This is a genomic window from Paenibacillus sp. JNUCC32 (assembly GCF_014863545.1).
Classification (GTDB): Bacteria; Bacillota; Bacilli; order Paenibacillales; family Paenibacillaceae; genus Paenibacillus_AQ; species Paenibacillus_AQ lautus_A.
In genome coordinates, this window is sequence record NZ_CP062260.1 from 4,667,501 (window position 1) to 4,681,573 (window position 14,073).

Sequence of the window (14,073 nt, forward strand, 5' to 3'; positions counted from 1 at the left end):
TAAGAAAAAAGCGAAAGCTCGGGACTGACTCCCAGAGCTTTCGCTTTATTTGTATATCATTTAGATTCGAATTTAACTATTCTGCACCGAGGAACGCGTATCGGATCAAGATAATCACAAACAAGATCCACATCAGCCAATGCACCTTGGTATCCGTGCGGCCAGTCAATTTGCCGAATACCGCAAGAATCACATATGCAATGATACCAGCGGAGATCCCGTTCGCGATACCGCCTGTGAATGGCATCAGGATGATCGTCAAGAATGCCGGGAAAGCTTGCATGAAATCGTCCCACTCGATATCGCGTACCTGGCTCATCATCAGGACGCCGACGATGACAAGTGCGGGTGCCGTAGCGGCCGAAGGAACAACCAGTGCAATCGGAGCCAGGAACAATGCCAGTATGAAGAGTACGCCTGTGGTAACCGCAGTCAAGCCTGTACGTCCGCCTTCAGCAACACCGGAAGTACTTTCTACGAAGGCCGTGATCGTACTAGTTCCGAGGAATGCGCCTGCGCTTACGCCGCCCGCATCCACGAGCATCGCTTTGCCGAGCTTTTTCTCGCCTTCTTCTTTGTTCTTCAGAAGTCCGGCACGACCGGCCGTACCAACCAGCGTTCCGAAGGTATCGAACAGCTCGACGAATGTGAAGATGAAAATAACTTCGATAAGACCAATCCCGAGCGCACCCTTCAAGTCCATCTGACCGACAGCCAGATTATCGAACGAAGGAATCCAGCTCGCGGTGCTCAGACCCGACAGATCGGTAACGCCCATCGGAATACCGATCAGCGTCGTCAGCACGATACCGATAAGCAGTGCGCCTTTCAGCTTCAGGACCATCAGGATGGCAATCAGGAACAGCCCGATGATCGCAAGCAGCGTATCCTTGTTTTCAACGAAATTTCCAAGACCAAGATTGAAGGCACCGCCTGGTACCGGATGAGAGATATCCGTTCCCGGGTTGATGGAAGCCGTAACGATATTGCCCAGCTTCAGGCCAACGATCGTGATGAACAATCCGATACCAACGGTAATGGCGATCTTCAAGTTGTTCGGAACCGCCGTCAACAGCATTTGGCGGACTTTGGTTACCGTAAGAATGATGAAGACGATACCGGAGATGAATACGGCACCGAGCGCCGCCTGCCAAGTAATCGCACCGTTCGAGCTTAATACAACTGTCATGAAATACGCATTCAAACCCATGCCTGGTGCCAGCGCAACCGGAATGTTAACGAAAAAGCCCATGGCCATTGTCACGAGACCGGCACCAACAGCGGTAGCGAAGAATACGCCTTCCTGTGGAATGCCCGCGCCGTCAGGACCCAGGAACAGATTGTTGACCAGCAGGATGTAAGCCATGGTCATAAAGGTCGTCAAGCCTGCGATAATCTCGGTTCTTACATTCGTTCCGTGTTCCTTTAGTTTAAAGAAACGCTCCATTGTAGAGATATCCCCCTTAAATTAATGACCGGCAACATACAAATAAACCCTAAGGATAGATCCCTAGGGCCGTCGCTTGAAAAAAGAGCCGCAAAACAATCTTTCGCATGCTGCCGGGCAGCATCCTTATCGAATAACCGGTCTGCTGCATTGGAGCGTTGTTGCTCCTGCTTGCAGGCCGATCTCGAATGCTGGACGAGTCCGCATCATTATATTGCCGCTCTTCTTTTCGTAGCGAGATCATTACGGTGACCTGTAGAGACTCCCGGGCCCATTCCCGGGATTATACGAAAAAGCTCGTTATTTGTAGTTGTCGTGTCGGTTTCTACACATATTCTAGGACGAGAAGCCCAACCTTGTCAACAACAAAAACGAATATTAAACTTGTCAATTTAAAGAAACGTTCGGGAATTACCTTTCCAAAAGCTTTCCGCTCTAGGACAACTGACCTACATACGACTAGAAACAACCCAAAAACCTGGGAAGATGCGCACATGATCATCGAAATCCGCCCGGTGAGGTGTTTTACATCCGATGGTGGCAGACGCGGGTCGAAACCGGACAGGCAGGATGAAATCGGATCGTCTATCTCCTTAGGAGAAACTTATGGCTATTTTACCGACAGCATGGTGGGTCTCACTTAATGCGTGGGCATCGTAGAGCCCTTTTCGCGAAAAAGGAAACGTAGCTCCCACGACGGCTCTTACCTTTTTTTGCTCTAACATATCGGCTATTTCCTGAAGCTGCTGGCCATTGGGATCCAGCCATATATTTTTGGCGGTCACGTCGTATTTTCTTACCAGTTCTTCATCAAAATCGCTGACAATCGATATGATTCGCCCGGTATGCTGTTTCAGTACTTTAAAGCTGTTCTTCTGCACGTCACCGCCCATCGTATCGAACACAACGTCCACATCCGATAATTCATCTTCAAATCGGGTCGTCCGATAATCGACCATCCGATCAGCACCGAGTGAGGCCAGCAGTTCATGATTGCGTTCGCTGGCGGTCGTTATGACGTAAGCACCCGCTTGTTTGGCAAACTGGATAGCGAACATGCCGACGCCGCCAGCGCCTGCATGAATCAATACCTTCTCTTCTTTGGTCAGTTCACCATGTGTAAACAGCGCCTGCCAAGCAGTGAGTCCCGCGAGCGGAACGGATGCCGCTTCCTCCCATGAGATAGCAGCAGGCTTGCGTGCCAACAGGTGGTCATCCACCAAAGTAAATTCGGCATATGTGCCAAAACGGGTCGTTTCCGGGCGGGCAAACACTTCGTCCCCCACTCTCCAATCCGTTACCTCGCTCCCGATTTCCGAAATGGTCCCGGCAACATCCCATCCTAAAATAATGGGAAACTCCCAATCCATCATTTGTTTTAAATGGCCTTCTCGAAGCTTCCAGTCAATTGGGTTGATCGAGGTGGCGGCCACTTTGACTAAGACCTGATGCGCTTGCGGTGCAGGAGTAGGTACTTCTCTTTCCTGAAGCTCTTCCTTGCCACCATAACGGTCAATGACGATAGCTTTCATTCTTTTCCTCCTCACAGGTTCGGTCTTGGTTCGACTTCCCTAAAGCTCGCTCACCCATGTTTAAAGAGGAAAGCTCGTTGACCAACACAAAAAAACCTTCAATCCCACGGATGTGGATTTGAAGGTTTTTATGTTTAGTGCAGCAGTATAAAAATTACTCCCACTCGATCGTTGCTGGCGGCTTGGAAGTAACATCGTACACGATGCGGTTGACGTTCTCGACTTCGTTCACGATGCGGACGGAGATTTTCTCCAGCACATCCCATGGGATGCGCGCCCAGTCCGCTGTCATGCCGTCGATGGAGGTTACGGCGCGGATGCCTACGGTGTAGGAATACGTGCGCGCATCACCCATAACGCCGACGCTCTTCATGTTCGGAAGCGCCGTGAAATACTGCCAGATTTCGCGATCCAGACCAGCCTTCGCGATTTCCTCGCGCAGGATGTAGTCGGAGTCGCGGACGATTTGCAGCTTGTCCTCCGTTACTTCGCCCAGTACGCGAATCGCAAGACCCGGGCCAGGGAAAGGCTGACGATGAACGATCTCGTCCGGCAAGCCAAGCTCTTCGCCGACTTTGCGAACTTCGTCCTTAAAGAGGGCTTTGAGCGGCTCGATGAGCTCGAATTTCATGTCTTCAGGCAGCCCGCCGACATTGTGGTGGGACTTGATCGTATGTGCCGTGTCCGTTCCGCTCTCCACGATGTCGGTATACAGCGTGCCTTGAGCCAGGAATGCGAAATCATCGAACTTGCTGGATTCCTCATCGAATACGTAGATGAACTCGTTGCCGATGATTTTACGTTTTTTCTCCGGATCGTCCACGCCCTTCAGCTTGGACATGAAACGCTCCTGAGCGTCAATCTTGACGACCTTCATGTCGAACTTGCCGACAAAGGTCTCCATTACGCTCTCGGCCTCGCCCTTGCGCAGCAGTCCATGATCGATGAACATGCATGTCAGCTGATCGCCGATGGCTCTGTGAATCAGCATGGCCACAACGGAGGAATCAACGCCGCCGCTCAACGCGCACAGCACTTTTTGCTCGCCGACCACTTCACGGATTTCGCGAACCTGATCCTCGATGAAAGTCTCCATGCTCCAGTTGCCTTCGCAGCCGCACACTTCGTACAGGAAATTCTTAATCATTTCGTTACCATGGACGGAGTGGCGAACCTCCGGATGGAATTGCACGGCGTACAGCTTCTTGTCTTCGTTACTCATCGCGGCGATCGGAGCGGACTCCGTTCCTGCATCCAGCTTGAAGCCGGAAGGCAGCGATACCACGTGATCGCCATGACTCATCCATACGGTTTGTTTTTGCTCAATCCCTTTGACAAGCGTCGAGTTTGGAGCGAACTCCAATTCGGCCTTACCGTATTCGCGCTTCGAAGCACGCTCTACTTTTCCGTCCAGCTGCTGAGCCATCAGCTGCATGCCGTAGCAAATGCCGAAGATAGGCAGTCCCAGATCGTAAATGGCAGGATCCACATGCGGTGCATTCTCGGAATACACGCTGGAAGGACCTCCTGAGAAAACAATGCCGCGCGGGGAGAGATCTTTAATCTTCTCGACGGGCGTATTGTATGGCAGAAGCTCACTATAAACGCCAAGATCGCGAATGCGTCGTGCTATAAGTTGGTTGTACTGTCCACCGAAGTCCAAAACGACGATGATTTCATTAGGCTTATTCATTACCGGGCCTCCCTTGATTAATGAAATTAATTATACGCAACCCCAATTCATACCGTCAAGAAAGAGGGCCCTTTGTTTTCATGCCAGTTTTTTGACAATTCGAATGCATTGGCGCAAAAAGAGTACTTTTTCCGTACGGGACCACGGTTCATCCTGGTACGCAGCCCGCTCCCAGCGCGACGCGAATGCCTCCAGCTCCGCCCTGAATTCGGCATCGGCAATCGACAGGGCGCTGACGTATTGACGCATGGTCTGCCCTCTTTCCAGATCCCCATACCTGCGCTGCAGCTTGTCCCAGACCCATACCGCCGCCGATACGAGTCCCTCCCGCCCGCTGACCGCTATCGTCCGGGCCATCCTCATGAAGGCCCAACTTTGGCGTACGGCCGGAATTCGGCAAATGACGGCCACAATAAGAGGGAGGATCAACAAAAGCGCGACCCCGAACATCACGGGACCGATGGCGGATATCACAAGGAGCACTTTTACGGCAGCGTAGATCATGGTACTCCACAAGGTATGCCATGACATCATTCCGGCGGAGCCGGAATCGCCGGCAGCCGAAGGCATGGACCTCCCCTCGACCCCAAAGCCCGGAGTCGGATCAAACAGGACCCACCCCTCTCCCGGGAAAAACACTTCCACCCACGCATGCGCATTCTTTTGGGCGACCTCGTAACGATCCATCGTGCCGGCCACCCGATCGCCAGGCGCGAATCCCGTCACATAGCGTGCGGGGATGCCCTCGGATCGGAGTAAGACGGTCATCGCCGTAGCAAAATGAACGCAGTACCCTTCCTTCGCATCGAACAAAAAATGATCCGTAAAATCCCGGCCCTCCGGTGGCACGGAGGTTTGCAGCGTATACGTATAGTTCTGCTCCAAATAGGATTCGATAGCTTGCGCCGTTTCATACCTGCCCGCGGCGTCCGATGTAATCTTCCGCGCTAAATCCTTCACCCTGGAGGGCAGTTCCTCGGGAAGCTCCAGATACATTTCTTCCATATATTCGGGATCGTCCCCGCTCGCCCTGCGGAGCGCTTCCTCCTCCGGCTGCGCGTATAAAGTCTCTACGGTATAACCGGACACCGCCCTCTCGCCTTGCAAGGAAATCGTTTCGGACAGCCTGTCGACGGCCAACCTTGGCGCACCTCGCTCTTTGGAAGAATGCATCTCCTTCACGCGGGTAATAATACCTCCCGACAGCAAAGATGGGACGGGGGTCTCCCGTACAAAAGTCAGCGACTGCACGATCGTCTCTCCAGAAGGACGCTCCCAATACGGCAGGAAACCGCTCAGGTCCTCCAATAGCTTGACTGGCTTGCGGATGGAGGGATCTGCATCCCATTTCCGGCCGTCATATCGATTATACGTGTCTCCGCGCCAATACGTCGGTACAGGCGATTGCGCCGTAAAATACAATGCATCGCTGAGCGTCAGAGGGCCTCCCAAATCTTCTCCTTGGGAAGCATATCCCGCAACCTGGGAGGCAGGAATCGACGGTTCCTTATTTCCGCGGAGCCGATCCCCCCATCCCGCCAGTCGTTCCGCCATTTCCGCCACACTCAATCCCATGCCTGGCGAAGGCTCGCCCAAGCCCCCTCCTACTCGGGTAATCCCCGCGATCAGAACGGAGGCCAGCAGCACAAACAGGCTCCAGCGCAGCACTGGCAGCCCGGACAAGCGGCCGGTTCGCATTGGTTCGGGGAGGACCATTTCCGAAGAGGTTCCCTCCACGGTTTCCTGCTTCAGCTTAAGGATAAGCATCATGCCCTGGGCCAGCAACATGTACAGCACCGCGCGCAGCATATCCCCATAGAGGCTTTCTTCCATGGCAGACTCCAGCACCGCCAAATAAACCAGCGTCGAACCGCCAAACAGCCAAACGGTCCGGCGATACAGAGCCAGCATATGCACTGCGGATACCATGATGCCCCAGCCGACAAGCAGGATGATCGTCCTCGTTTCCTGGCTTAAGATCGTAAACTCCCACGCATTTCTGAAAGCCGAAGCGTCGCCTGGAAGTATCAGCGAAGCGTAATCGGACAGCCATGCGAGCGGATCGCTATATTCAAACAACCGGGAACAAAGCCAGACCACCAGCCCGGCATTCAGCGGCAGCCACACCCAGCCTCGCCATGTAAACAACCCTTGAAGCAGCAGAAACAAAGCCCATAGGAATAAGGTTTCCAGCACAAACCGGCCGCCTGTTTCACCCGCATTCCGAAGGGGCAAGAGCCACTCTGACAGAAGTCCCGTCACCGGCAGCGTAATTAATATGCGATGAAGCAGCGTTCCGTGCGACAATCTGGAAACGAATACCGAAGGCACATTCCTTGATCCGAATGACCCGGCTGCCCGATTGCCGCCAGCCCTAACGGGCGAGCTGTCCGGTCCTGTCATGGACGGCACCTCCGATCTTGATAGGGTGCCCTACCTCTACTGCTGGTTTTTCATGTACATACACCAGCTTCCCGCCTTTGCCGAAAAATTCCTGCGCCCACGGCGGATGCGCCTGATTCTCCGATGGAGCCGCCGCTGTGCTTTCAGCCAATTTCAACCGGCTTACGCTTTGAATGCAATAAATGGTCACCTTTCTGCAGCCCGCATTCAGGAGGCTTATGCCGGCGACAGCGGCACCCTGATGGAAGTACCCGGTGATGATAGCCCAATCCGTATTCTTTTGCGAGGGATTGAAGGATTGCTGGAATCTTCGGTTCCGCATCGGATCATTCCCGGTTAGCTGAACAGAGGCCAGAGGCACCAACGAATCCGGCTGCCCCTTGGACCCGCCTTTGCGTTCAATCGATGAACCCTCTAAATCCGTCCCATCCATGCATAATTGATAGGGGATTCTATAGCGTATAAGCCGGGATACCATTCCCGCTGCAGCCGATACCGCTTCTTCAAATACTTCCTGCGGTTTCCGGGCTTCATGGCCCTCATACCCTTGGAGCGATGTATCCAGCACAACGCCCTGCCTTGCTCCAAAGCCCTCATGAGGCATAAAAGATTGCAAGCGGCCAAGCTTCGCGGAATTCTTCCAATGAATCCGATTCATGGGATCCCCTGGAACATAATCGCGCACGCCCGATCCTCTCATTTCATTCCAAACGTTGAAGCGTACGCGTTCATCTTCCGTATCCATATCGCTTCCATGCATGGGCATCTGGGCCACAGGCCACTCCGCGGGCTTTGGCAGCACGATCAGGCCGCCCGAATCGCTGAGCAGACTTCGGTTTGTCCTGAACCAGCCGAACAGATCGCCCCATTCCATCTCGCTATAGATCGAAGACCAGACTCCGCGGGGAACCTGGTTCAGTCGGTAGGTATACTCAAGTCGTCGCCGCATGCCCGGGAACAGCAGTTTGCGATATGTCCTGCTGCCGATGCGGTCGGTGATGATAAGCCATGGCAGGGGAAGAATGCAACGATAGGCAACATGAACCGTCATCTGGACGGAGTCTCCAGCCTGTATGCACAAAGGGGAGCTTGTGTGCGAGATGGTGATTCGGGTCGGACCGAGCAAGCTCGTCATAGCCCCTCCAAGCAATAGAATCGTGGATGCCCACCAAACAAGCCGCAGCGATTCCCCGCCTAACCAAAGATAGAGCCCCAAAGACACCGACCAGATGGCTATGCCTCTCAACCATTCCAGCAGACGCCGTCTCATGAGGTGCTTCCCTTCCGGCTGCGCTGGCGCGGCAGATCAAACCTCGTAAGGATGGATTCTACCATTTCATAAGGAGTCACGCCGGCTGCTCGTGCATCATGACCGAGGTGAATCCGGTGGGTCAGCACCGGTACGGCAACGCGCAGGCAGTCATCCGGGATGACATACATTCGTCCTGTCAAAAATGCTGCTGCCTGCGAAGCACGGAGCCACGCTAATGTCCCTCTCGGACTGATGCCCAGGGATACGCCCTGCTGCCTTCGGGAAGCATCGACCACACTGACCATGTAGCGTTTGATGGTGTCATCCACGAAGACGCGGGACACGCTCTGCTGCATCCGGATGAGCTCGGAGCCCATCATGATCGGCTTCAGATCCTCCAGTCTGGAACTGCCCATTCCCCGCTCCAGCAGCTCCAATTCGCCTTCCATGTTGGGATAGCCCAGCGATAATCTCATCAAAAATCGATCCAGCTGCGCCTCCGGCAGGCGGCTTGTGCCTTCATATTCGTACGGATTTTGCGTTGCCAGCAGGAAGAACGGGGCAGGCAGCGGATACGTATGGCCGTCCACAGTGACGCGCTCCTCTTCCATCGCCTCCAGCAGCGCGGATTGCGCCCGCGGCGATGCCCGGTTAATCTCATCGGCCAACACGATATTGGACATCACCGGTCCGGGCCTAAATACAAATTCTCCCGTGTGCGGATAATAGACCGATGCGCCCGTAATGTCCCCTGGCATCAGGTCATAAGTGAACTGAATGCGGCTGAAATCGCAGCCGATTAACGCAGCCACCGACTTCACCAGCATGGTCTTCCCGACTCCCGGCACGTCCTCCAGCAGCACATGGCCCCCGGCCAGCAAGGCAATCATCGTTAACGAAATTTGCTCCTCATGTCCGACGATAACGCTGCCGATCCGTTTGGTAACCCTCCCCAGAAGATCTGGCGCCCACTCCGGATGATCGGCTTCTTCAGCATGAACGGATGAACGATACAAGTACATCAACCTCCAACCTATATTCATAGATTATTTAATAGCGCTAGCTTAGAATCTTGAATCTATGAATAGGTTTTCCAAGAAAGCACGAAGATAGACGTCTTTTGCTAGAAAAGGATTCGCCTGTCCCGCATGATTCATAGCGCGCCGCCCGCCTGGCCTGGAGGAACTGCACGAAAAAGGCCAGCCCGTTGCAACGGGTGGCCTCCATCTCATTCATACGTACATGCTGCTTTTCATCGTTCACGTCCGATCATCGCATTAACGATTCACGGCCTTAATCAGTTCCCAATTCCAAATCCGGTCCAGAATCACGGCTGCCTGGGCACGCGTAAAGTAAGCCTTCGGCGCGATTTTGCCGTTCATGCCGTTCACGATGCCCGACCCTGCAAGCAGAGCTGCACTCGATTTGGCATATTCGGCAACCTCATCCCCATCGGCAAAAGCATCCAGCGCCCCTTCGCCCTCCAGCTTCCTGCCTGCCGCCTCCAGGGCACGCTGCGTGATCAGCATCATGTCCTGGCGCGTCATCGGCGTGTCCGGCGAGAAACGATTTCCGCCGACGCCTTGAACGAGCCCAAGCTCTGAGGCGATTTGCACGTGTTTGTAATAATAGGCCGAAGACGTAACATCTCCGAATGCTGCCCGGCCTTCGCCCGAACCTTCCAGTTCCAGCACGCGTACGAGCATAACGAGGAATTCGGCCCGGGTGATTTCGTTCTGGGGATCGAACATCGTTTCGCTTACCCCTTGGATAAATCCGCGGGATGCCATCGTTTCGATCGCATCGATCGCCCACGGCACATGCTTCAGGTCATGAAACGTCTTGAATGCGGAAGCGACTGCAAACGTGCCGCCATGCGGCAGCGCTGCGCGAACGATCCCCTGTTTCGCATCATAACGGCTGTTAGGAAGAGGCCCGCCTTGCCCGTTGGCATCGATCTCCCTGACAAAGATATGGTCCGGTTGTGCCAGCTCTTCCTTGGTTGGTGTGTAAGGCACCGACCAGATCAAGCGAGCTTTGCCCGATCTCCACGACAGGGCCCGGTCGCCGGCAAGAGCCTCTACCCGGAACACCGGACGATCACCGATCTCCTCGCGAAGGGTTGCACCCAGATTGCTGCCCGAAGCTTTCGCCAGACGCAGCGCGACGGTTTCCGTATCCTTTACTCCGGCTCCCCGAACCCATGCGCTTGGCAGCTCCAGTGCGCCGAACTCCGTTTGGAGGATCAACACAACCTCCGAGTTCCCCAGCAGCCACTTGCCCGGCAATTGAATTTCGTAGGACTGGGCCTCTGTTTGAGCCGGGATAGCCACGATTGCTCGCTTCGGTCCTTCCACGCCGGCTGCCGCCCTGTCCAATGCCTGCTGAAGGACTTGGCTCGAGACTACAGCGAGAATCCGCCCGTCATTGTTCCGGATTTCGAGTGAAGGCGTGTTCGGAGCTGGACTTGTACTGCTTCCGCCACCGCCCGCGTTTGCACCGCTTCCTCCGTCACCGCCGCCGTTATGTTCTCCGCCGTTTCCGTCTCCTCCGCCAGGAGCGGAGCTCTTCGTGAATTCCAGCACGCCGAACCTGGACGTGTTTTGATAGGACTGGCCCGTCGGATCCGACCAGATGGCCACGCTGTCTCTTGTGCCCTGGCCGTCTTCATCGTTGTTCACCTGCAAATCGAATCCGATGACCGTCCCTTTCTCAGGCTTGATCTTGTCGAGGCGGATCGCTGCTTCAACGACATATCCCCCGTCGGTCACCTTCGCTGCCGAAGTGAAGTTATCCTCGCCCGCATAACCGCCAAAGGAGCGCAGATTATTGAAGTTCATCCGGTACTGTCCATCATCTTCTTGGTAAGCATCCGTCTTTCCATTATTCTGATCCACAAAAATCTCTACCGAATCCTGCTCCCATACGTTGGGGCTCGCATCCGACAACAAGCCGTCGCTAACCACGGCGTAAACATACAGGTAATTCTCATCCCATAGCGTCCGGAATGTTGCGGTTGCGCCACTGTTACCCTCGACCCACACGTCGGTTGCCAGTTCCGCGGCGTCCTTCCAGACGTCGTCCAGCTCTCCGTCCACCTTCGGGGTGCCGTAGCGGGCCTGGGCCGATTTCGGCGCAGCAGCGAGCGTAAGTATGCCGAGTCCGTCTTGATCGCTCTCCTGGGCATGCCTTGGATCGCTCCAGGACACCACCGCTCCGTTCTTGCCATGCTCGGAACCGTCATCCGAACCGGAATCCGTTACCCTGACATCGAAATAAATGTCGCTGCCCAATGCCCCTGTTCCGCGTAGCTGGAGAAGAGCCTCCCCCGCGTAACCTCCCGCGGTCTCTGCCGTGTTGGCGGCTCCGCGCTGAATCCGGGATTCTTGCAGGGTACCGTTCACCACCGCGAAGATATCAACCTGATCCCCCGGGGCTATCGATCCGTCTTTCACGTCAACCCTGACATAGATATGGTCCTTGTCCCATAGCGTCTTAAATTCGGCAGACAACGATCCCAGCTTCTCCGTCTTAAATGCCGGAACCAGATTCCAGGAAGCATCCGGTTGTCCGTCGATGACGGCCTTACCCTCCACAGCCATTCCGGTTTTTCTCACAATCGTTAGCCTGGAGGGATCGACCATTCCCCAATAAGCTGGCTTGGCCTGATATTGCTTGTCAAAAGGAAACGGGGCATCCTGGCGGCCCGTCCCCGCGGGACGGTCATGCAGCCAGGTATGGTCGTCTGCAATCCCCCACAGGGTGACATTGCTGATCCAGCCACCCTCCACGCCTGCATCAACGCCCATTTGGTCCAGCCGCTTCAATTCTTCAAACAGCTCTTTGTACCGATAGCCTTGCTTGTCGAGCAATTCCTGAGGAACGGTCTGGAAGGCGTCGGTATTGTTCGTGTACACCGAAACGTCCAGCTCGGTAAGCTGATTATCAAATCCCGCCTCGCCGAACATCCGGATGGAATCCGAGATTTGCTGGATGGAGGGCCCGCTGATATTGATATGCGTTTGATGGCCCACGCCATCGATCGGAACGCCTTCCGCCTTCAGCTGTTTTACGAGATTCAGCAAATAATCGCGTTTCTTCGGGTTGTGCGTGCTGTAATCGTTGATGTACAGCTTGGCCTCGGGTCCGGCTGCGTCTCGCGCCGCATGAAATGCGGTCCGGATATAGTCGAGTCCCGTTATCCGGTACCACTGGCTGTCCCGCATGCCGTCCGGACGCCCTTCGTCAATGACCTCATTCACGACGTCCCAATCGCGGACATCTCCCTTGTAACGGCCGGCCACCTCATGGATATAAGCTTCCAGCCTCTGAAGGACGAGCGCTTTGTTCTCCGGCGTGGCTTCAAGATATTGGCCCTTGTCGTCCTTCAGCATCCATTCGGCGCCCTGCTGATGCCACAGCAGCGTATGGAACCGGAGGTTCATATCATGATCCCTGGCATAATCCCTGATCAGATCCGCGTTGGTAAAGTTATAGGTTCCCTCTCTCGGATTGAGAGATTCCGGTTTCATCACGTTCTCGGCAACAAGCGAGTTGTAATGATAATCCAGAAGCTCCTTGTGCACGCCGGACAGATGCTTGGGCTCCACGGCTGCCCCGATCTCGAAATACTCCCGATACACATCCTTCAGGGCGGGAATATCCGTCTGAATGGAGCCCGGCAGAGCGAGCTTAATGTCATCGACATAGAAATTGGAAAGATCCGAGGTTTCCACGTACAGCTTCAATGTTTCCATATCCGAGCTGAAGCCGAAGGTTCCTTTCAGTTCCACCCACTCCGTGCCGCTCGCGGAAGCTGAGGCGAGGGTCGTATAGGACGTCTCTGCTGCGCCCGCCGCTTTATTCTCCATCGAAAGCGATAGTTTGACCGCAGCGGCAGGAGCCTGCTCAAGCCTGGCATAGGCTGAGATCGTATACGTTTTTTGGCTCATCATGATGTCTTTGACGTCCTGGATGGGCCCGTTCCAGCTGTTCGTCCGATCATGGACCTTTAAGCCGTAGCCGCCGCTACGGGCTGCTTCTGGCACAGCTTCTACGGTCTCCGAATCGCGAGGTCCCCAATCCATCGTCGTTCCGTCTTCAAAATCCCATACGACCGTATTCTCTCCTCCCGGCACCCCATTGCCCGGGTCCGGTGCCGGCTCAATCAGCCGGACTTTGAATTCGTCCATATAATAAGCGACGTCCGGACTGCTCGGACTCTGCAGATACACCTGCAGGGCTGATGCATTGGCATCGTATTTATAACGGCCTTTTACCTCCACCCACCCGTCGGCGGTTACATCGACCGGGCTGCTGAAGTTCACGTATTCCGGCTCGGCTCCGGTTTGCTGCATGGCAAGCTGAAGCTTCTGAGACCCTTGGGTGCCCTCCTTCAGATGGACATAAGCGGAAATTTCATATGTCGCTCCCTTGTCCAGCCGATTCGTGGCGGCTAGATTAAACCCCGGTCCGTTCCATGTCGCCGTCCTTCCCTCCGTCAATAAACTCCCTGTCCCTTCATAGGCATAGGTCGCGGAAGTCACCGTCTCCGTCCCCCGCTTAAACCACCCCTCCGTCCCGCCATCGAAATGATGGTGTATCACAAGATCCTGATCGGCGGGCGTATGTGCCGCCGCACTCCAGCTGGGCGGAATGAGCAGCATGAACCCGATCAGCATCAGGCTGATCTTTCTAAAGATCGTTCTCTTAGACACGGAATGCTTGCCTCCTCATCGGTTGCATG

7 protein-coding genes and 1 riboswitch are annotated in these 14,073 nt (G+C 54.8%); all 7 genes read right to left on the reverse strand.

The window, feature by feature from the left end:
* Positions 1 to 76 precede the first annotated feature (76 nt).
* The 7 genes from JNUCC32_RS20760 to JNUCC32_RS20790 all read right to left on the reverse strand — a co-directional run bounded on the left by JNUCC32_RS20760 (position 77) and on the right by JNUCC32_RS20790 (position 14,044).
* Positions 77 to 1,447: an NCS2 family permease gene (locus JNUCC32_RS20760; protein ID WP_192569711.1), complete on the reverse strand. Its 1,371-nt coding sequence runs from the start codon at positions 1,445 to 1,447 to the stop codon at positions 77 to 79.
* 212 nt (positions 1,448 to 1,659) lie between these two features.
* Positions 1,660 to 1,758: riboswitch (purine riboswitch) on the reverse strand.
* Between the two features lie 282 nt (positions 1,759 to 2,040).
* Complete coding sequence (locus tag JNUCC32_RS20765) at positions 2,041 to 2,979, reverse strand: NADP-dependent oxidoreductase (RefSeq protein WP_192569712.1); 939 nt, start codon at positions 2,977 to 2,979, stop codon at positions 2,041 to 2,043.
* A gap of 154 nt (positions 2,980 to 3,133) precedes the next feature.
* Complete coding sequence (gene guaA / locus JNUCC32_RS20770; protein WP_096776979.1) at positions 3,134 to 4,672, reverse strand: glutamine-hydrolyzing GMP synthase; 1,539 nt, start codon at positions 4,670 to 4,672, stop codon at positions 3,134 to 3,136.
* A gap of 78 nt (positions 4,673 to 4,750) precedes the next feature.
* The gene (locus tag JNUCC32_RS20775) at positions 4,751 to 7,075 is read right to left on the reverse strand and encodes a transglutaminase-like domain-containing protein (RefSeq protein WP_192569713.1); all 2,325 of its coding nucleotides are present in this window, start codon (positions 7,073 to 7,075) and stop codon (positions 4,751 to 4,753) included.
* The gene (locus tag JNUCC32_RS20780) at positions 7,047 to 8,345 is read right to left on the reverse strand and encodes a DUF58 domain-containing protein (RefSeq protein ID WP_192569714.1); all 1,299 of its coding nucleotides are present in this window, start codon (positions 8,343 to 8,345) and stop codon (positions 7,047 to 7,049) included. The genes JNUCC32_RS20775 and JNUCC32_RS20780 overlap by 29 nt, the downstream gene beginning before the upstream one ends.
* Positions 8,342 to 9,349: an AAA family ATPase gene (locus tag JNUCC32_RS20785; protein ID WP_192569715.1), complete on the reverse strand. Its 1,008-nt coding sequence runs from the start codon at positions 9,347 to 9,349 to the stop codon at positions 8,342 to 8,344. The genes JNUCC32_RS20780 and JNUCC32_RS20785 overlap by 4 nt, the downstream gene beginning before the upstream one ends.
* 255 nt (positions 9,350 to 9,604) lie before the next feature.
* Positions 9,605 to 14,044, reverse strand: coding sequence for an endo-1,4-beta-xylanase (locus JNUCC32_RS20790; protein WP_228468793.1), 4,440 nt, complete (start codon positions 14,042 to 14,044; stop codon positions 9,605 to 9,607).
* Positions 14,045 to 14,073: the final 29 nt, after the last annotated feature.